This is a genomic window from Homoserinibacter sp. GY 40078, from assembly GCF_008017545.1.
In the GTDB taxonomy this organism is placed as follows: domain Bacteria; phylum Actinomycetota; class Actinomycetes; order Actinomycetales; family Microbacteriaceae; genus Homoserinibacter.
On the sequence record NZ_VRTZ01000001.1, the window covers coordinates 338,718 to 357,834 of the forward strand.

At 68.7% G+C, this 19,117-nt stretch carries 16 protein-coding genes and 2 tRNA genes; 9 read left to right on the plus strand and 9 right to left on the minus strand.

The window, feature by feature from the left end; all coding sequences use genetic code 11:
- Positions 1 to 51 precede the first annotated feature (51 nt).
- The 3 genes from FVQ89_RS01660 (at position 52) to FVQ89_RS01670 (ending at position 2,833) form a co-directional block, all read left to right on the plus strand.
- The gene (locus FVQ89_RS01660; protein ID WP_255513353.1) at positions 52 to 1,494 is read left to right on the plus strand and encodes a carboxylesterase/lipase family protein; all 1,443 of its coding nucleotides are present in this window, start codon (positions 52 to 54) and stop codon (positions 1,492 to 1,494) included.
- A 62-nt stretch (positions 1,495 to 1,556) separates the two neighbouring features.
- Positions 1,557 to 2,114: an RNA polymerase sigma factor gene (locus FVQ89_RS01665; RefSeq protein WP_187264853.1), complete on the plus strand. Its 558-nt coding sequence runs from the start codon at positions 1,557 to 1,559 to the stop codon at positions 2,112 to 2,114.
- On the plus strand, positions 2,114 to 2,833 hold the full coding sequence (locus FVQ89_RS01670) for a hypothetical protein (protein ID WP_147900189.1): 720 nt from the start codon (positions 2,114 to 2,116) through the stop codon (positions 2,831 to 2,833). Before FVQ89_RS01665 ends, FVQ89_RS01670 begins: the two co-directional genes overlap by 1 nt.
- A gap of 35 nt (positions 2,834 to 2,868) precedes the next feature.
- Here the strand turns inward: FVQ89_RS01670 and FVQ89_RS01675 are convergent, their stop codons facing one another.
- Positions 2,869 to 3,507: a GntR family transcriptional regulator gene (locus tag FVQ89_RS01675; protein ID WP_147900190.1), complete on the minus strand. Its 639-nt coding sequence runs from the start codon at positions 3,505 to 3,507 to the stop codon at positions 2,869 to 2,871.
- 75 nt (positions 3,508 to 3,582) lie between these two features.
- Here FVQ89_RS01675 and FVQ89_RS01680 point away from each other — a divergent pair, with 75 nt between their 5' ends.
- Complete coding sequence (locus FVQ89_RS01680; protein WP_147900191.1) at positions 3,583 to 6,429, plus strand: FAD-binding and (Fe-S)-binding domain-containing protein; 2,847 nt, start codon at positions 3,583 to 3,585, stop codon at positions 6,427 to 6,429.
- On the opposite strand, the gene FVQ89_RS01685 is transcribed toward FVQ89_RS01680, so the two are convergent.
- Positions 6,419 to 8,488, minus strand: coding sequence for an SIR2 family protein (locus FVQ89_RS01685; RefSeq protein WP_147900192.1), 2,070 nt, complete (start codon positions 8,486 to 8,488; stop codon positions 6,419 to 6,421). The two genes, FVQ89_RS01680 and FVQ89_RS01685, sit on opposite strands and share 11 nt — an antisense overlap.
- A 732-nt stretch (positions 8,489 to 9,220) precedes the next feature.
- On the opposite strand from FVQ89_RS01685, the gene FVQ89_RS01690 reads away from it, so the two are divergent.
- Positions 9,221 to 10,102 (plus strand): hypothetical protein, encoded by an 882-nt coding sequence (locus FVQ89_RS01690; protein ID WP_147900193.1) that lies wholly within the window; start codon positions 9,221 to 9,223, stop codon positions 10,100 to 10,102.
- Complete coding sequence (locus tag FVQ89_RS01695) at positions 10,099 to 10,557, plus strand: type II toxin-antitoxin system PemK/MazF family toxin (protein ID WP_147900194.1); 459 nt, start codon at positions 10,099 to 10,101, stop codon at positions 10,555 to 10,557. The genes FVQ89_RS01690 and FVQ89_RS01695 overlap by 4 nt, the downstream gene beginning before the upstream one ends.
- A 265-nt stretch (positions 10,558 to 10,822) precedes the next feature.
- Here FVQ89_RS01695 and FVQ89_RS01700 read toward each other — a convergent pair.
- From FVQ89_RS01700 to serS, 5 genes are all read right to left on the minus strand, one after another.
- Positions 10,823 to 10,911: transfer RNA gene (locus FVQ89_RS01700), tRNA-Ser, on the minus strand.
- Positions 10,912 to 10,972: 61 nt separating this feature from the next.
- The gene (locus tag FVQ89_RS01705) at positions 10,973 to 12,238 is read right to left on the minus strand and encodes an LCP family protein (protein WP_147900195.1); all 1,266 of its coding nucleotides are present in this window, start codon (positions 12,236 to 12,238) and stop codon (positions 10,973 to 10,975) included.
- A gap of 39 nt (positions 12,239 to 12,277) precedes the next feature.
- Positions 12,278 to 12,362 (minus strand) — tRNA-Ser (locus FVQ89_RS01710).
- A 38-nt stretch (positions 12,363 to 12,400) separates the two neighbouring features.
- Positions 12,401 to 13,228 (minus strand): HAD family hydrolase, encoded by an 828-nt coding sequence (locus FVQ89_RS01715; RefSeq protein WP_147900196.1) that lies wholly within the window; start codon positions 13,226 to 13,228, stop codon positions 12,401 to 12,403.
- Entirely contained in the window at positions 13,225 to 14,487 is a 1,263-nt protein-coding gene (gene serS, locus FVQ89_RS01720) for a serine--tRNA ligase (protein ID WP_147900197.1), read from the minus strand. The genes FVQ89_RS01715 and serS overlap by 4 nt, the downstream gene beginning before the upstream one ends.
- 53 nt (positions 14,488 to 14,540) lie before the next feature.
- Between serS and FVQ89_RS01725 the strand changes: the two genes are divergently transcribed.
- Positions 14,541 to 15,539: a diacylglycerol kinase family protein gene (locus tag FVQ89_RS01725; RefSeq protein WP_147900198.1), complete on the plus strand. Its 999-nt coding sequence runs from the start codon at positions 14,541 to 14,543 to the stop codon at positions 15,537 to 15,539.
- A 27-nt stretch (positions 15,540 to 15,566) separates the two neighbouring features.
- Here the strand turns inward: FVQ89_RS01725 and FVQ89_RS01730 are convergent, their stop codons facing one another.
- Positions 15,567 to 15,938, minus strand: coding sequence for a VOC family protein (locus FVQ89_RS01730; protein ID WP_147900199.1), 372 nt, complete (start codon positions 15,936 to 15,938; stop codon positions 15,567 to 15,569).
- A gap of 53 nt (positions 15,939 to 15,991) precedes the next feature.
- Here FVQ89_RS01730 and FVQ89_RS01735 point away from each other — a divergent pair, with 53 nt between their 5' ends.
- Positions 15,992 to 16,429, plus strand: coding sequence for a MarR family winged helix-turn-helix transcriptional regulator (locus tag FVQ89_RS01735; protein WP_147900200.1), 438 nt, complete (start codon positions 15,992 to 15,994; stop codon positions 16,427 to 16,429).
- Here FVQ89_RS01735 and pheA read toward each other — a convergent pair.
- Positions 16,426 to 17,349 carry a prephenate dehydratase gene (pheA, locus tag FVQ89_RS01740; protein ID WP_147900201.1) on the minus strand — a complete coding sequence of 308 codons (924 nt, stop codon included), beginning with the start codon at positions 17,347 to 17,349 and terminating at the stop codon, positions 16,426 to 16,428. The genes FVQ89_RS01735 and pheA overlap by 4 nt on opposite strands.
- A gap of 130 nt (positions 17,350 to 17,479) precedes the next feature.
- On the opposite strand from pheA, the gene pgm reads away from it, so the two are divergent.
- Positions 17,480 to 19,099 (plus strand): phosphoglucomutase (alpha-D-glucose-1,6-bisphosphate-dependent), encoded by a 1,620-nt coding sequence (gene pgm / locus FVQ89_RS01745; RefSeq protein WP_147900202.1) that lies wholly within the window; start codon positions 17,480 to 17,482, stop codon positions 19,097 to 19,099.
- Positions 19,100 to 19,117: the final 18 nt, after the last annotated feature.

Here is a 19,117-nt window from a genome sequence, read left to right on the forward strand (position 1 = left end):
CATCGCCCGCCCCCACAGGCCGCGGCAAGCCGGCCCCCCTAGGCTCGGTGCGTGACATCGCACACAGGGGACGACACCGACCGGGCGGCGGAGGCACGCGTGACGACCGGCGCACTCGCCGGACGCGAGCGCGACGGCATCCGGAGGTTCCTCGGGATCCCGTACGCGAAGCCGCCGTTCGATGAGCGACGGTTCGCCGCACCCGAGCCTGCCGACGCCTGGGAGGGTGTGCGAGACGCGACGCGATTCGGAGCGACGGCTCCGCAGCCGCCCTACGGCGGCGACATCGCCGAGCTGTTGAACTCTGTCGTGATCGAGGGCGACGACATCCTCACCGTCAATGTGTGGGCCCCGGCCGACGCGGCGAATGCACCCGTCGTGCTGTGGCTGCACGGCGGTGCTCTCGAACGGGGCTCCTCCGCGCAGTCCGGATACGACGGGTCGACCTTCGCGCGCGAAGGCATCGTGTTCGTCTCGGCGAACTACCGCCTCGGCATCGAAGGCTTCAGCGTGCTCGAGGGCTCCCCGCTCAACCTCGGCCTCCTCGACGCGGCTCTCGCACTCGAGTGGGTGCACCGGGAGGTCGCGGCGTTCGGGGGCGATCGGTCGCACATCACGCTCATGGGCGAATCCGCGGGTGGGCTGCTGGTGGCGGCGCTCGCCTCGCGCCCCGACTCACGCGAACTCATCGTCGGCGCGATCATCGAATCCGGCCCGCTCGACGCGGATCCCCCGAAGCGCGCCGGGCGCGCATCGGCCGCGATCGCCCAGCATCTTGGAATCCGTCCGACCCGCGAGGCCTTCAGCGCCGTCCCGCCGCAGGACCTGATCCGCGCGCGCGCCGAGCTCAACCGAGGGGGTTCCCTCCTCTCGGGCTCGACGGCGTCGTTCTCGCTCGCACTCGACCCCGCGACGTTGCCGCAGGCTCCGCGGGACGCGCTCGTGGACTTTCCGCATCCGATCCTCATCGGCACGAACACCGACGAATACCGGATCTGGTTCCGGCCGGAGTCGCTGGAGAAGATCCGCGGACTCACCGCCGTGGCGGGGCGCCTGGCCCTCCGCATCTCCGCGCGGGCGGCGAGAGAGGCCCGCGCCGCGTTCCCCGACGCGAACCCCGGCGAGGTGCTGGGCCAGCTGCTCGGCGAGAAGCTGGTTCGCGCGCCCGCGACCCGCCTGGCGCGAACCCGCCGCACTCCGACCTACGTGTACGAGTTCGCCTGGCAGAGCCCGGTGCGCGACCTGCGCGCCGCCCACGCGGTCGAACTCGGGTTCGTGTTCGATGCACTCGACACCGACGATGCGGTCGCGCTCGGTGGCACCGATGCCCCCGCCGACCTCGCCCGCGAGATGCACGCCGCCTGGGTGCGCTTCATCCGCACGGGTGACCCCGGGTGGCCGCGGTTCGACACCGACCGGATCACGCAGGTGTGGGACACCACGTCACGCGCGATGCCGCAGCGACGCCAGGGACTCGTCGACGCCCTGGGCTGAGGCGGCTACGACCCACCCGATCGGGACGTGACCGATCCCGGGGATTCGGACATTCTTCAGTAGTGGAGAACGACGATCGCGACGTGTGGGCGCAGGTGCTTCGAGGAGACGCCCGCGCCTTCGGCGTGATCTGGGACCGTCATCACATTCGGGTCTTCCGGCACCTACGCTCGACGGGCCTCGATCGCGCGGACGCCGAAGACCTCACCGCGGCGACGTTCTTGGAGCTGTGGCGGCGCCGGGCGTCGACCCGATTCGTGGACGGATCGCTGCTGCCGTGGCTCATCGTCACCGCGCGGAACGTCGCAAGGAACGCGAGTCGATCACGTCGCCGGTACGAGCGTCTCCTCAGTAGCCTTCCGGCGCCGGAGCCCGCGACCGACCCCGCCGAGCGCCACGAGGTCGACGATCGTTCGGCGGACATCCGGTCCGCCCTTGCGGCCGCCTCCCGCACCGACGCGGACCTCGTGTCGATGACCGCGCTCGAGGGTTTCACGGTGCGCGAGGCGGCGTCGGCGCTCGGTCTCAGCGAGTCGGCCGCGAAGATGCGGCTGTCGAGATTCCGACATCGCGTACGACGTCTCAGCGAGACCCGGCCTACGCCCGAAGGAGGCACCTGATGGACGACGACTTCACTCCGTCGCGCGCGGAGGCGATCCGCGGCGCGTTGATCGGCCACATCGCCACCGATCGACGATCCCCCGCCGTGCGTCTTCTCGGTGCCGCCGCCCTGCTGCTCGTGGGGGCCGCCGCGGGAGTCGGTGGCGCGGTGGCCGCGTACGGCGCGACGGGAACGCCGCCTGCCGCGGGCGACCACGCGCCCACGAGCACCGACCCTGACGACGTGCCGCCGGACGAGCCGACGCTCGAGCAGATCGCGGACGGGCTCAGTGATCTCGTGGGGGCAGAGGGCTCGCCAACGGAGGCCGGAGACGGATTCGCGGGCATGAGGGTCGGCATCACCACCGGCACGATCGACGTGTACTGGGTCGGCGAGCCCGGCTCGCGTATCGCCGACTACCTGGCAGAGGTGCCGAGCCGCTTCGACGTCGAGATCCACCCGGCCCGGTACAGCCTCGCTGAGATGACGGACGCTGTCACTCGACTCTTCCGGGCGAAGTACGACCAGGGCGACGAGGTGGGGTTCACCATCGTCAAGGCCGGCCCCACGGTCGAGGGAAGCGGCATCGCTGTCGGATACGTCGGCTCCGCCGACCCTGACGACGTCGCCGCCTGGGCTGCCGATGCCGCGCAGATCGCGATCAGCTCCGCCGCGCCCACGGAGGCCATCCACTCGCTGACGGGATCGGCGGGCCTCTGCCCGCCAGGTCAGGGGTGAGCCGGACCGATCTGATCCGGCCAGCGACCTAGCGGCTAGGAGATCGCAGCGGCGAGGCGCTCTTCCGCACGCCCCAGGTGCTCGGCGAGCAGGGCAACCGCACCCTCGCCGTCCCCTGCCGCGACGAGTTCCACGATCCGTCGGTGCTCGTCGAGGATCTGATCCACGGGGATCAGCCGCCGCCCCTGCACCTGCGCCATGCACATCCGCACCTCGGCGACGAGCGCGTGGTACGCCCGCGAGGTGCGCTCGCTGCCGATCGCGTCGACCATCTCGGTGTGAAAGCGCATGTCGGGGTCGACGATGTCGATCGACGATCCGCCGAGGTGCCGGGCGATCTCGTCGTTCGCCTCGCGCGCGGCGCTCGGTACCCGTCGCTCGGCTGCGAGCTCGCGCAGCGCCTCCGCCTCGATGCGTCGACGCGTGCGGTAGATGTCGCGCACGGATGCCTCATCGAGCGGCCGGACCCGCGCGCTGCGGTGCGGGGTGCGCTGCAGCAGCCCCTCGGCCACGAGCTTCTCGATGGCCGCCTTGGCGCTCGACCGGGCGACCTCGAAGCGCTCGGCTGCCCACGCCTCCGTCACGAGGGAGCCGGGCGCCAGCTCGCCGTCGAACACGGCGGCGCGCAGTTCGTTCGCCACCGCGTCCACCACGCCGGTCACCTGAATCGCCATCGCGCAGCCCTCCCGGCCATCAGGATAGTTGCCGTCAGTTCAGTAGACTTGTCGGACAATCTGCGAAGGAGCACGATGAGTCCCGCCACCGTCGCCACCCCGCTCGACCCCGTGCTCCTCGACGGCGTCGAGGTCACCGGGCGCACCATCGAGCGCTACGCGATGGCGCACGACGCATCCCACTACTCGCTCATCCCCGAGGCGATCGCCACCCCGCGCGACACCGATGAGCTGCGGCGGATCATGGCGGCAGCGACCGCGGCGGGGCGACCGATCGCGTTCCGCTCGGGCGGCACGAGCCTCTCTGGGCAGGGCGTTTCCGACGGCATCCTCGTCGACACCCGAAAGCACTTCCGCGGGATCGAGGTGCTCGACGCAGGGGCGCGGGTACGGGTGCAGCCGGGCGCGACCGTGCGGCAGGTGAACGCGCGGCTCTCGCGCCACGGCCGCAAACTCGGCCCCGATCCGGCGAGCGAGATCGCCTGCACGATCGGCGGAGTCATCGCCGACAACTCGAGCGGCATGGCGTGCGGCATCACGCAGAACAGCTACCGCACCCTCGAATCGATGATCGTCGTGCTGCCCGACGGCACAGTGCTCGACACGGGCGCGAGCGACGCGGATGAACGGCTCGCGGCATCCGCGCCAGCCCTGCATGCGGGGCTCACGGCTCTGCGACGTCGCCTCCTCGACTCGCCCGAGGCGGTCGCGCGCGTGCGGCAGCAGTTCTCGATGAAGAACACGATGGGCTACGGGGTGAACTCACTGCTCGACTTCGACCGGCCGATCGACATCCTGAGCCACCTCATCGTGGGCAGCGAGGGCACGCTCGCGTTCGTCGCGGAGGCGACGTTCGCGACCGTCGAGGTGATGCCGTCGATCTCGACCGGGCTGCTCGTGTTCCCCGACCTCGACCGGGCGACCGAGGCGATCCCGGCGCTCGTGGAGGCCGGCTTCGCCACGGTCGAGCTCATGGATGCGCGCTCGCTCGCCGTGGCCCAGGGACTCGCCGACGTGCCGGAGGCGATCGCGGGGCTCTCGGTCGCGGCACACACGGCGCTGCTCGTCGAGCTGCACGCCACCGACCCGGATGCCCTCGCCGCGCGCGAGGCCGAGGTCGCCGTGCTGCTCGCATCCTTCGACCTCGCGGGCGCGCCGCGGATGACGCGGGATGCCGCCGAGCGCGCCGCGCTCTGGCGCGTGCGCAAGGGCCTCTACCCCGCCATCGCCGGCGCCCGCCCCTCGGGTTCGACAGCACTGCTCGAAGACATCGTCGTGCCCGTGGATCGCCTCCGCGAGACCTGCGAGCACCTCGTCGCGCTCTTCGACGAGCACGGATACGAAGACTCGGTGATCTTCGGCCACGCCAAGGACGGCAACCTGCACTTCATGCTCACCGAGCGCTTCACGGAGGCCGACGGGGTCGAGCGCTACCGCGCGTTCACCGACGCACTCGTGGAGCTCGTGCTCGGGGTGGGCGGGTCGCTCAAGGCCGAGCACGGCACCGGCCGGGTCATGGCGCCGTTCGTGCACCGGCAGTACGGCGACGAGCTCTACGCGATCATGTGCGAGATCAAGGCGCTGTTCGATCCGCAGGGCATTCTCAACCCCGGGGTGATCATCAGCGACGACCCGGATTCGTACCTGCAGCACCTGAAGCGACTGCCTCGGGTGGAGTCGGAGGTCGACCGCTGCGTCGAGTGCGGCTACTGCGAGCCGAGCTGCCCGAGCCGGGATCTCACCCTCACGCCGCGGCAGCGCATCGGGCTTCGGCGCGACATCGCGATCGCGGAGGCGGACGGCGACGATCGCCTCGCCGCCGCGCTGCGCGCCGACTACGACTACGACGGGGTGCAGACCTGCGCCGTCGACGGCATGTGCGCGGTCGCGTGCCCGGTCGACATCAACACCGGCGATCTCGTGCGGCGCCTGCGCGCTGAGAACCGAGCCGCGGTCCCTGCCGCCGTGTGGGGCGCGGCGGCGCGCGCGTGGGGTGCGACGACACGAGCGGGCGGCATCGCCCTCACGATCGCCGATGTGCTCCCCGCGCCGCTCGTCACGGGAGTGACGGACGCCGCCCGCGCCGTTCTCGGTGCCGACACCGTGCCCCGCTACGACTCGGGCCTGCCGCGCGGAGGGCAGCCGCGGCCACGCGCGACCGGCCCCGTGCCTGCGGCGCAGGCGGTGTTCTTCGCCGCGTGCATCGGCACGATGTTCGGCCCCGAGCCCGGGGGTGACGGCGACGAGCGCCCGCTCGGATCGGCGGATGCCTTCCTGCGACTCGCGGCGCGCGCCGGAGTCGAGGTGGTGATCCCCGACGGGATCGGCAGCCTCTGCTGCGGCACCCCGTGGAAGTCGAAGGGCTTCACCGGCGGATACCAGTCGATGAGCGAGCGCGTGCTGCCCGCGCTCTGGGAGGCGAGCCGGGGCGGCGAGCTGCCGATCGTGTGCGACGCCGCATCCTGCACCGAAGGCCTCGAGACGATGGCGACGATCGCCGCCGCTGCGGGGAGCGAGTACGCGGGGCTGCGCTTCATCGACTCGACCGAGTTCGTGCGCGACGAGCTGCTCGGGCACCTCACGGTGACCCGCGCGGTCGAGTCGGTCGCCGTGCACCCCACCTGCTCGACGACCGCTCTCGGCACCACGGACGCCCTCGTCGGCATCGCGCGCGCCCTCTCCCCGGATGTCGTGGTTCCCGACGCGTGGGGGTGCTGCGCCTTCGCCGGCGACCGCGGCCTGCTGCACCCGGAGCTCACCGCATCGGCGACCGCGCCGGAGGCGGCCGAGCTGGCCGAGCGCGACTACGCCGCCTACGTCTCGGCGAACCGCACCTGCGAGCTCGGCATGACCCGCGCATCCGGCAAGCCGTTCGAGCACGTGCTGACGCTGCTGGAACGCGCGACGCGGGTCAGAGAATGAGCTGCCACAACGCCGCAGTGGGTGACGGGTGACGAGCCAGTTCTGCCTCGAGTCGCCAGCCCCGTTCCGCCCATGAGCCGAGTTCGGCGTCACTGATACTGACTCCTGCAGCCTCCGCGTGACATATTCGTGTGTGGGACGCAGCGCCATGCATCTCCAGGGCATCGAAAGCTGCCGCAGCGTTCGCAAGCGACGCAACAGCCCCGGGGTCCGCGCGGGCGAAGGCGATCTTTGCTTCGATGAGGTCAATCACTCGAGACGCACTGGCATATCCGGTCGGGAGACGGCTCCGATTCGAGATGATGCCGCGCGCCCGCAAGAGATCACGTGCCGCATCCTCAAGCGCGCCGCTCGCCCTTGCTATCTCAGCACGCTGGAGCAGCAGATAGACCCGCGCATCTGCACGCGGGCTCGGCTGAAGCGCCTCGGCCTGGCGAAGCGTGCGGAGACCAGTCTCGGGATCGGCGCCCCGCACCCCAGCGAGAGTGACCGTCGCCCAGTACTCCGCCGCGCGGTCGCCCGAGCTCTTGGCGAGAGCGGCCGCGTCGACCAGCTCTTCCTCGGCTTGACGCGGGTCGAGACCGGACAACATCCTGATCTCCGCTCTCTTCCACGCCACCCACGCACGCTGAGAACGATTTGAGTACGGGACCTCCAGTTCGGCCCGGCGGATACGGTCCAGAGCAGCCGCATAGTTTCCTCGGACCTTCTCCACATCCGCAGCCCATGTGAGTGCATCGACAATCTGGGACAGACCGGCCAGACGATCGGCGTCCTCGGCGTCGATGATCTGATCGAACTCGGCGAGCGCAGCCCCGAAGTGACCTTGGAGGTTCATCCGCTGACCTCTCCGACTGCGCGCCAACAGCGCAGCACGCCGCAAGGGCTCCGCAGAGTCCACAATCATTCGATCAAGCGAGATCGCGCGCGCAGGGAGGCCTGCAGCGGTTGCAACATTCGCGACCTCGGTGAGCATCGACATCACCTGCCTCACCGGTGAGACCCTCGGTATCGGGGCCATGAAGCTCCAAAGAGCGCGCCGAGGCTGGCCCGTCTTTGCGAGTGCTCGTCCGATCTGTTTGCGCCGACGGATCCGCGCATCTGCTGGTCGGGGCCGTGCTCGCCGAAGAGGGCCGAGCGCTTCCGAGTACATCCCGACTTCGAGCATCACGGCTCCGACGGCCATCAGGATGCAGGAAGGGTCGACGCTCGAGATCCTCTCCAAAGCGGAACCCGGAAGACTCCACGCGGTTAGGGCACGCCCGCCCCGCCGCTCCTCCTCGCCGCGATGGGTCGACGCCGCACGAGGCGGTTCCAGCATCTCGCTGAGCGTAGCGCGGGGTGTCGTCACGCGCCCGGGCCCAATTCGCTCGCGTAACCGGGCCAACATCTCGGCGGCCTCGGGCTCGAGGTCCTCGTCATGGTCGCGGTCCATCTCTGGTTCGCCATCGCGGCGATGAACGAGCCATGTGAGCCGCGCAGGGGGATACCGGAGAAACATCGGCAGCACATCTCGGTCCCGTCCGCTGTACCCGACGACGAGAACCTCCCGCCCGGTTAGCGCCTCCGCCAGCGCGGAGCTGAGCGGCTCGGGAAGTCCGTCCAGGTATTGCTCGATGGTGGTGATGATCGAACTCGGATCGAAGTGGATGCCATGCAGGTGCACCAGCGAGATGATCGAGCCCGCACCTTCTGCGGCCCGCTCCAGGAGCGAATCCATGTTCAACGTGAAGTGATCAACGCGCCCGGCCGACACCAGAGTCCGATGGTCGGTGTTCGGCAGCGCATCATCCATCACTCCGTACACGCCCGCCAGGACATCCAGCGGGACGTCACGGGCCATCACTGCCATCAACTGCTCGAGTCGTAGCCCGTCAGCACTGCTCGCGATGCGCCGCTCCGCCTCGCCGATAACGGCACCGAGTCGGGGATAGAGCGCCTCCGCGCGATCCGCCACCAGCCGCCACGCCAAAGCCGCCAGTTGGTCGCCGTCGGGCAGCTCGGATGGCCAGGATCTCGATATTCCAGCGCCGCTCACCACTGTCTGGAAAGCGACCATGTCGTGAACTTAGCGGTGGAGGCGGACCCTTGACCAGTGGTCGGCATTTCGCATGTCAGGCGCTACCGCTCGTCAAGGCTCGACCGAGCTCCACGGATGGATGGCTTGAGGCTCAGCAGGGTGCCCGCCACGCTGAGGAACACTAGGACGATCCCGGCGGGAACGTCGGACGCCTCAGCCGCACTCCTGCTAAGCGTGGTGACGCGGTCGCCCGAAAATTCTCGTGCTGTCTGGCTTGCGCGGACTGCTCCTGGTAGTAGCGCCACAGGCTTCCGAGTTGCTCTGAGCCATATCAACCGCCGATCTGCTCGCCCCCAAGGTGCGACAGGGCGATAGGACGTTCGGCCGTCGAATGCCGCAGCCGTGCGGCCGTAGGTCCTGCATGACAAGATCGTCCGCTTGCCGCCGGTCGTCAGGCCGTGCTCCGCGACTCAGAGGATCGAGCTGATCTCGATCTAGCGTGCCACTGGCGATGGAAAGGGCGAGAGACAACGCCAATCCAACACAGCGATCGCCCGGATCCTCGCGGGGCACTCTAGCTTCGACCCTCAAGAGTGCGCTTCGCAATGCGACCTGCCACATCTATCTAATTCCTAATATGCAGCCCCGTTGTGCGGATGGCAAGCAAAACTCCAGCAATTTGCATTCGAAGCTCCAATGTCGCGGGATACCTGCTGAGGCGCCGACCCAATATGATGGAGCGCCCCGTGCTGCGGCGATGGAAGGGAAAACGTGGTCGATGCAGGTTCGAAGCGATCGATGTCGCTCCGCCACGCCTTGGCGATTCTGCGCACCAATATCGCCATGGTGGCGCTCATCCTCGGAGCACTAGCTGCCGGAAGCCTCTTCGTCTTACTCAGCACCGACTTTCACTGGAACGAGGTTCTGCTCGCGTTCGGTACCGGTTTGATAGCGGTTGCTGCGCTGTCGATCGCCCTTGAGGTATTTCTTCGCCGAAGACTCACAGAGGAGGTGCTCTCCGCCGTCGACATCCGCGAAGGAGCTGCAAGAGCGGACATCAAGGACTTCCTGAGCGGCACTTCGGAATACATCGACGGCTTCGCCACAGCAATCAAGGCCTCGCGCGACGTTGACATCATGTTTGTTAGCGCCCAGCGATGGCTGGAGAATCACTGGACCGAACTCCTCGAGCTTTTACGTACGGGAGGGCGCGTTCGAGTGCTCATCCCTTCCCCTGACGACCAACCCCTACTTGACCAGCTGCTCACCCGCTTCGAGTACCCGACTACCGAGGGCGTTGCGCGCGTAATAGCGACAACACTGGACAGCGTGAAGTCGCTTCGAGCGAAGTACCCACCTGAGACTCAAGAGGGCCATTTCCCAGATACCGCAGCCGCCAACGAACAGGTAGTGCTGACCGAAGACGGAGGGAAGCACGAACTCATTAGGGGTGTAAGTATTCGCAGACTGTCGGTCGTGCCGAGCTATTCGCTCTATCGCATGGGGAAAGTCGCAGTCATGCGCGTGCACGAAGTTCGGAAAGAACGTGCGGATGAAACTCCGGTGATCGTGTTTGGCGACTCTGGCACACTCTGGAAGTTCGTGACCACCGATTTTACGACCCTATTCGACGCTGCGCCTGAATATCCATGAACGACTCACGCTCACTCAGCGTCGGCGACCTGATCATCGTCGCGTTTCCGTTGACTAGCGGCGTTGACGCCAAGCCGCGCCCGGCGGTTGCGTTGGCCAGCGAGAACTGGTCGTCACCCGATGCAATCCTGCTAGTCGCGAGCGTGTCGAGTTCTGATGCCCGTTTCGAAGACGCTGGGTCGGTCGTGCTCATCGAGTGGGACCGCCTCGGACTCGAGCGAGCAAGCGTCGTTCAGACCCATCGTCTCTTCAGCACCCAACAGCGCTATGTTTACAAGACGCTGGGGCGACTCGACAAGCGAACGCGCGAGGCGGTTCTCGCGAACGCTACTGGGTTCCTGACGGGCAACGAGCCGTCGCATCTGCGAAAGATGCCCGGCGATTCCGCCGGGCATCTGCAACAAACCGGGGTCGACTCCCCGGGTAACAAACCGGGGATGCCCCCGGACGACTAAGCACTCAGCTTAGCTTACGTTTACATGGTTGAGTCAATGACATTCCTCCGGGGCGAGTGCACGTCGGGAACGCCCGGCGGGGCCCCAGCCGACCGACAAGCGCGCCTAAGCCCTTTGCAAGGTCCGGCATCGGTAACAACTCACAGTTTCATTCACCCGAGCGCAGACTGCCACGATCGAGCCCAGTGCCAGCCCGTCCAGTTGGCGGATCCACTACACCGCGCGTTCCACGCGACCGGAATGATCCGTTTGGGCTTTTGACGAGCGGAGACGGAGGGATTTGAACCCTCGGTCCCCCGGAGGGGACTCCACCTTAGCAGGGTGGTGCACTCGACCGGACTATGCGACGTCTCCTGGTGATGCCTGCCCATCATACCCACACGAGGCGGGCCGATCGGACAGCTCGGAGGCCTGCTCAGTTGCCGATCGTGCAGGTCTGATCGGCGGCCGTCTGGCCCCGCAGGTTGGGGATCGTCACCAGTTCCGAAGCCTCCGACGTCTTCGTCGGGGACGCGGACGGGTCGGCGCTTGCGGAGGGGTCGGAGGACGGCGTCTCGCTGGGCTCCGGAGTCGCGTTCGGGTCGGCTACGGAGCCACGGCCGTCTCCGGCCTCCTCGACGCCGACCGCCTTGTCGGCCTTGATCGCCGCGAAGAGCGCGTCGGCCGTGGCCTGAATCGGAGCGACCTTGCCCGTGTAGATACCGCCCACGCCGGTCGTGCCCGGGTACTGCACGAAGGTGATGCGATCCATCGGGATGTTGTTGAGCGCCTTCGCCATGGCGATGATCGTCGCCGGCTGGGTGAGCTCCTCCGACAGGCTCATGTTCTTCGCCGCCGCCTGGGTAAGCGAGATCAGCTTGCCCACGTCGGTGAGGGTGTCATCCGACTTCAGTTTGCGTAGCAGCGCCGACAGGTACACCTGCTGGGAGCTGATGCGGGTGAGGTCGGAGCCGTCGCCCACACCGTGGCGCGAGCGGAGGAACTTCAGCGCGGTCGCACCCTTCAGAGTGCGGTAACCCGCCTTCAAGTGCAGCCCCACGTACGAGTCGTCGATGTCGGAGGCGACACACACCTCGACGCCACCGACCGCATCCGACATGGCGATGACGCCGCCGAACCCGATCATCCCCGCGTATTGGATCTCGAGACCCGTGAGCAGTTCGACCACGTCGACCACGCACTTGAGTCCGCCGTACGAGAGCGCGTTGTTGATCGGGAGGCCGGATGCAGCGCTCGTGGAGGTGCCCGTCTCCGGGTTCGTGCAGGGCGGGAAGGGAACGACGAGGTCGCGCGGGATGCTGACCGCGGTCGCGCTCGTCTGATCCGCCGAGACGTGGATGAGTATGTTCACGTCGTTGAGGGTGCTGTCGCGGTCGTAGTAGGCGTCCGACCCGACGACGAGCATGTTGAATCCGCCCTCGTACGCCCCGATCTCGGGGATCGGCACGGACGTCTCGTTGATGACGACGGCATTCTCTCCGAGCTCGGAGCTGAACTGGTGCACCGCGATCGCCGCGACCGAGGTGGTCGCGACGAGCGCCACAGCGAGCGCGCTGCCGATCACGCCGAACGCCGTCTTCCAGGCGTTCGACCGCGGCAGGCGCCCGTGGCGAGCGATGCCTGTGGCGCGGGGGGCGCGCGCGGCACGCGATCGGTCGCGGCGGAGCTCCTCCTCAGACACAGACACCTCTTTCACTCGACAGCACGAAACGACATGCAGCGGAGGGCGTGGGATTCGAACCCACGAGACATCTCTGCCCACCGGTTTTCAAGACCGGCTCCATCGGCCGCTCGGACAGCCCTCCTCGGTTGACCGAATCTGAGTGTAAGGGAGCGGAGGCCGCTAACCCTGGAAATACCGTGCGAGGGCGCTGGCGACTCCCCCGTCGACATCCGTGCCGGTCACACCGGTGGCGACCGCACGCACCTCCTCCGGAGACTGCCCCATTGCGAGCGCGACGCCGCCGCCCTCGGCCGCCCACTCGAACATGTCGATGTCATTGCGCCCGTCGCCGATGACGAGCACGTGGTCGCGGCGGATGCCGAGCCGCTCGCGCACATATTCCATACCGGTGCCCTTGTTGACTCCGTCGGGCGCGATGTCGAGCCACGCCGTCCAGCCCACGTTGTAGCTCACCTTGTGCAGGCCCATCCGCTCCACCACCTCGAGGAAGTCCTCGATGGCGTGCCCGGGCGAAAGGACGACGACGCGCGTGGCGGGCGCGGCGAGCAGTTCCTCGAAGTCCACCTGACGCCGACCGGCGGCGAGCGCGCCTTCAGGGAAATCTCCCGTGAACCGGAAGAGCCCCTCGGCGTCCTCCACGGCGAAGCTCGCGCCGCTCAGGTGGCTGCGGATGGTCGTCAGCACCTCGCGGGGGTCGAACGTCTCGACCCGGTCGCGCAGGTACCCGACCGGCGCCTCCGCATCTCTGCGCATCACGATCGCGCCGTTCGCGCACACGGCGAAGGCGGGAGAGATGCCGAGCCGGTCGATCACGGGAAGCGTCATCGACACCGAGCGGCCGGTGGCGGGCATGACCTCGTGCCCCAGGTCGCGCACGCGCTTGACCTCCGCCACGACCCGCGGATCGAGTGTGCCGTCCTCGTGGAGCACCGTGCCGTCGATGTCGAGACCGACGAGCCAGCGCTCGTTCGAGGCGGCGGCGGTCACTTCACAGGCTCCAGCACGTCGAGCCCCAGGAAGGGTCGCAGCGGCTCCGGCACGAGCACCGATCCGTCGGCCTGCTGATGCGTCTCGAGCAGCGCCACGATCCAGCGGGTGGTCGCGAGCGTCCCGTTGAGCGTCGCGACGGGGGTCGTGCGTCCGTCGGCGCCGCGGTGCCGGATGTCGAGGCGGCGCGCCTGGAAGGTCGTGCAATTGCTCGTCGAGGTGAGCTCGCGGTAGGCGCCCTGCGTGGGAACCCACGCCTCCACGTCGAACTTGCGCGCCGCGCTCGTGCCGAGGTCGCCCGCGGCGGTGTCGATCACGCGGTACGAGAGGCCGAGGCTCTGCAGCATCCCCTCCTGCATGGCGAGCAGCTTCTCGTGCTCGGCCTCGGCGTCCGCCGGGTCGACGTAGCTGAACATCTCGAGCTTCTGGAACTGGTGCACGCGGATGATGCCGCGGGTGTCCTTGCCGTGGCTGCCGGCCTCGCGCCGGTAGCAGGTCGACCATCCGGCGTAACGCATCGGGCCGCCCGCGAGGTCGAGGATCTCGTCCTTGTGGTACCCGGCGAGCGCCACCTCGCTCGTGCCCGTGAGGTAGAGGTCGTCGTCGGGAAGGTGGTAGATCTCGTCGGCGTGCGCGCCGAGGAACCCGGTGCCGGCCATGATGTCCGGCCGCACGAGCGTCGGGGTGATGAGCGGGATGAACCCCGCCTCGACCGCCCGCTGCAGGCCGAGCTGCAGCAGCGCGAGCTCGAGCCGGGCGCCGACGCCCTTCAAGAAGTAGAACCGCGCCCCCGACACCTTCGCACCGCGCTCCATGTCGATCGCGTCGAGCAGTTCGCCGAGTTCCAGGTGGTCGCGCGCCTCGAAGTCGAACGTCGGGCGCTCGCCCACCTCGCGGAGGGTGACGAAGTCGTCCTCCCCGCCAGCGGGCACACCGTCGAGCACGATGTTGGGGATCGCACCGGCGACCTCCGTGAAGCGCGCCTCGGCTTCGGAGGCGGTGCGCTGGGCTTCCTTCACGCGCGCCGCGAGGTCCTGCGCCTGGGCGACGAGCGCCGCCTTCTCCTCCTTCGGCGCTTTCGCCACCTGCTTGCCGAACGCGTTCTGCTCGGCGCGCAGCGACTCGAACGCCGAGATGGCGGAACGGCGGGCCGTGTCGGCCTCGATCGCCTCGTCGACCACGGCCGCGGATGCGCCCCGGCTCTCCTGCGAGGCTCTCACGGCATCGGGCGTCTCACGCAGCAGCACAGGGTCGATCACGCCTCAAGTCTAAGAGCCTGCCGCGCCGACAGCTCATGGCCTAGCGTGTAGCCATGACCCCCGCGGCCTCCGGCTCACCCAAGCGCGCCGCGATCGTCTACAACCCGATCAAGGTCGACCTGGCGAAGCTGCGGGCCGCAGTCGCCGCCGCCGAGAGCTCTGCCGGCTGGGCGAAGAGCCTGTGGCTCGAGACGAGCGAAGACGACCCGGGCTATGGCCAGACCGCGCAGGCCGTCGCGGAAGGCGTGGATGTGGTGGTCGCCGCTGGAGGCGATGGCACCGTCCGCGCGGTGGGCCAGTCCCTGCGCGGCACGGGCGTCGCGATCTCGCTGCTGCCGTCCGGCACCGGCAACCTGCTCGCCCGCAACCTCGGGCTCGACCTCAACGCGAACCACCTCGACGTCTCCGTCGGGCACGCGTTCACCGGATACGACTCGGCGATCGATGTGGGAGTGGTCGAGATCGATCGCCCCGACAGCGACGAGACGGAGGAGTACGTGTTCCTCGTGATGGCGGGGCTCGGGCTCGACGCGAAGATGATCGCCAAGACCAACCCCGAGCTCAAGAAGCGCGTGGGTTGGCTGGCGTACGTCGACGCGATCGCGCGCTCGCTCGTCGACAAGCAGGTGCTGCGCGTGCGGTACACCCTCGACTCGGGCGCCGAGCGTGTGACCCGCGCCCACACCGTGCTCGTCGGCAACTGCGGCTCGCTGCCCGGCAACATCCTTCTTCTGCCCGACGCCGAGCTCGATGATGGCCTGCTGGACATCGTGACCCTGCGGCCCGAGGGTTTCACCGGCTGGGCGCGCGTGTGGGTCGGGATCGTGTGGGAGAACGGCGTGCTGCGGCGCAGCCAGATGGGGCGGAAGCTCCTGGGCCTGCGCAGTCGGCCGGTGCGCGCGATGCGCTACCTGCGGGGGCGCCGCTTCGACATCGCACTCGACCGCCCGGAGGAGTTCGAGCTCGACGGCGACGAGTTCGGCCTGATCACCGGATTCCGGTCGCACGTGGATCCGGCGGCGCTCGTCGTGCGGATGCCCGCCGCGTCATAGCCGACCACAGGCCCCGAGGCGTCGGAGTCAGCCCTCCGTGGTGCGGCTGTGCACCGTCACGGCGTAGCCGTCGCGGTCCTGGAAGACGAACGTGGTGCCGAACGGCCCTTCGAAGGGCTCCTGCAGGATCTTCACGTCCGCGGCCGCGAGGGTTGCGTGCAGCGCCGCCGCATCCGGATCGTGCAGCCAGAGCGCGACTCCGAGACCGAGCGGACCGGCCTCGAGGTCGACGCCGGGGGCGGGGTCGCGCACCGCGAAGGTCGGTCGGGTATCGAAGACGACGGCGTGAGGGGGCGAGAACGGGGCGCGGGTGAGGCCGACGACCTCCTCGTAGAAGGCCGCGGCCGCGTCGAGGTCGCGTACCTGGAGGGCGATGAAGTCGGGACCGGTGATGCTCATGGCGATTCCTTAATGTCAGTTTCCTGACATCCAAGGTATGTCAGGATGCTGACATGGTCAAGAGCGATGCCCAGGTGGGCTACGTGCTGAAGCAGGCGCAATCCCTCCTCCACCTGAGGATGGAGGAGGCCCTCAAACCGCTCGGGCTCACCGTGTCGCAGTACTCCTGCCTGCATCACCTCCGCCGCGAGCCCGGCATCTCCGCGGCGACCCTGGCGCGGCGCACCTTCGTCACCCGCCAGTCGATGAACACGATGCTGCGGCAGCTGGCCGACCGCGGCATCGTGCGGCGACCCGAACAGCCCGACAGCGGGCGCGCGCTGCCGACCGTGCTCACGGCCGCCGGCGACGAGGCACTCGACCGCGCCCAGGAGCTCGTCGACCGCGTCGAGCAGCGGATGCTCGCCGGCCTCACCGCATTCGACCGCGTCGCCCTGACACACGCACTCGAGCAGTGCGTGAGTTCGCTCGGCGGGTCGGGAGCCGGCTAGTCGAGCGGCGCGCCGCTCAGGATGTCGCGCAGCCAGTCGCGGGCGTCGATGAACACCTGGTCGTCGTACCGGCTCGTCACCTCGACGGTCTGCTTGTCGGCGCGCGGGTACGAACCCAGGAACTGCACGTTGGGGCTGAACCGCTTGAGGCCGAGCAGTGCATCCGCGACGCGCTCGTCGTGCACGTGACCGTCGAGGTCGACGATGAAGCGGTAGCGGCCGAGGGCGTCGCCGATGGGACGCGACTCGAGAAGGCTGAGGTTCACCCCTCGGGTCGCGAACTGCTCAAGCATCTCGACGAGCGCGCCCGGCTGGTCGGTGGGCAGCTCGACGATGACGCTCGTCTTGTCCGCACCGGTGCGCGGCGGGATGGCCGTCGACTGCGCGACGAGCACGAAGCGTGTGACCGCGTCCGGGTTATCGGCGATGTCTTCCGCGAGCACATCGAGCGGGTAGTGCAGGGTGATGCCGGGAGGCGCGATCGCAGCATCCGCGATGTCCGACTCGAGGAGCTCGGCGGGCGCCGCCACGTTCGAGGTCGAGGGGATGTGCCCGTGGCTCGGGAGGGTCGCATCGAGCCACAGGTGGCACTGGGCGTAGGCGACGGGATGCGCGGAAACGACCTTCACATCCTCGAGGCGGGTGCCGGGTCGCGCGACGAGCTGGAAGTTCACGGGAACGAGATACTCGCCGATGATCCGCAGACCGGGGATCTTGGCGAGCGCATCCTGGGTAGCGCTCACGCCACCCTCGACGCTGTTCTCGATGGCGATCATCGCGGCGACGCTGCGGCCGCTCACGACATCGTCGAGCGCTTCGCCCACGTTGTTGACGCTGTGCCACTCGGCGCCGGCGGCCTCGGGGACCTGGGCGAGCGCGACCCAGGTGAAGGTTCCGGCCGGCCCCAGGTAGCTGTACACCCCGCGAGCCTATCGGGGCTCGGGTGCCCGTCCCCCATCTGGCGAGATGTCCGTTTCTGACCGTCTCGCGCGCGAGACGGTCAGAAACGGACATCTCGCGGGATAGGGGACGGGGGATCAAGATAGAGGGATGCAGACACGGGCAGGAACTCCGGCGCAGGCATCCGATCTCATCGACGTGAAGGAGCTCGTGGAGGCGTACTACCAGCGCACGCCCGACATGAGCGACCCGGCGCAGCGTGTGGTCTTCGGCACGAGCGGCCACCGCGGGTCGAGCCTCGACGGAGCCTTCACAGAGACGCACATCGCCGCGATCACGCAGGCGATCGTCGAGTACCGTGCGGCGCAGGGCATCACCGGGCCCCTCTTCATCGGCGCCGACACGCACGGCCTCTCCGCCCCCGCCCAGACCACCGCGCTCGGCGTGCTCGAGGCGAACGGCGTCCACGCGATCGCCGATTCGTTCGACGACTACGTGCCGACCCCGGCGCTCAGCCGCGCGATCATCCGCTACAACACCGAGAACGCGGGTCGCCCGCAGGCCGACGGCATCGTCATCACGCCGAGCCACAACCCGCCCCGCGACGGCGGCTTCAAGTACAACCCCCCGCACGGCGGCCCCGCCGACTCGGATGCCACGGGCTGGATCGCGAGCCGCGCGAACGCGATCATCGAAGACGGCAACCGCGATGTGCGTTTCTCGGAGCCGAGCGGTGTCGACGGATACGACTTCCGCGGCGAGTACGTCGACGACCTGCGGAACGTGCTCGACATGGATGCGATCGCGCGCTCGGGCCTGAAGCTCGGCGCCGACCCGCTCGGAGGCGCGAGCGTCGGCTATTGGAAGCTCATCGGCGAACGCTACGGGCTCGACCTCGACGTCGTGAACCCGCTCGTCGACCCGGCCTGGGCGTTCATGACGCTCGACTGGGACGAGAAGATCCGCATGGATCCGTCGTCCCCCTCGGCGATGGCCTCGGTCGTGGCGCGCGCGGGCGACTACGCGATCCTCACCGGCAACGACGCCGACGCCGATCGCCATGGCATCGTCACCCCCGACGGCGGGCTCATGAACCCGAACCACTACCTCGCCGTCGCGATCCGCTACCTCTACGGCAACCGACCCGGGTGGCGCACGGACGCCGCGATCGGCAAGACGCTCGTCTCGAGTTCGATGATCGACCGTGTCGCGGGGTCGCTCGGCCGGCGCCTCTGGGAGGTCCCCGTCGGCTTCAAGTGGTTCGTGCCGGGGCTCGTCGACGGATCGGTCGGGTTCGGCGGCGAGGAGAGCGCCGGCGCGAGCTTCCTCACGCTCGACGGCAAAGCCTGGACGACCGACAAGGACGGCATCCTTCTCGCCCTGCTGGCCGCCGAGATCCGCGCGGTCACCGGCAAGAGCCCGTCGCAGCTGTACCGCGAACTCACCGAGGAGTTCGGCGATCCGGCCTACGCCCGGGTGGACGCCGCCGCGACCCCCGAGCAGAAGGCACGGCTCGGCAAGTTGTCGGGCGACGACATCACGGCGGATGCTCTCGCCGGCGACCCGATCACGGCGAAGCTCAGTCACGCTCCCGGCAACGGTGCGGCGATCGGCGGCGTGAAGGTCACAAGCGAACACGCCTGGTTCGCGGCGCGCCCATCCGGCACCGAGAACGTCTACAAGATCTACGCGGAGTCGTTCCGCGGCCCGGAGCACCTCGCCGAAGTGCAGGCTGAGGCGAAGCGGATCGTGGACACCGCGCTCGGCTGAGCGCGCACCCCGTATCCG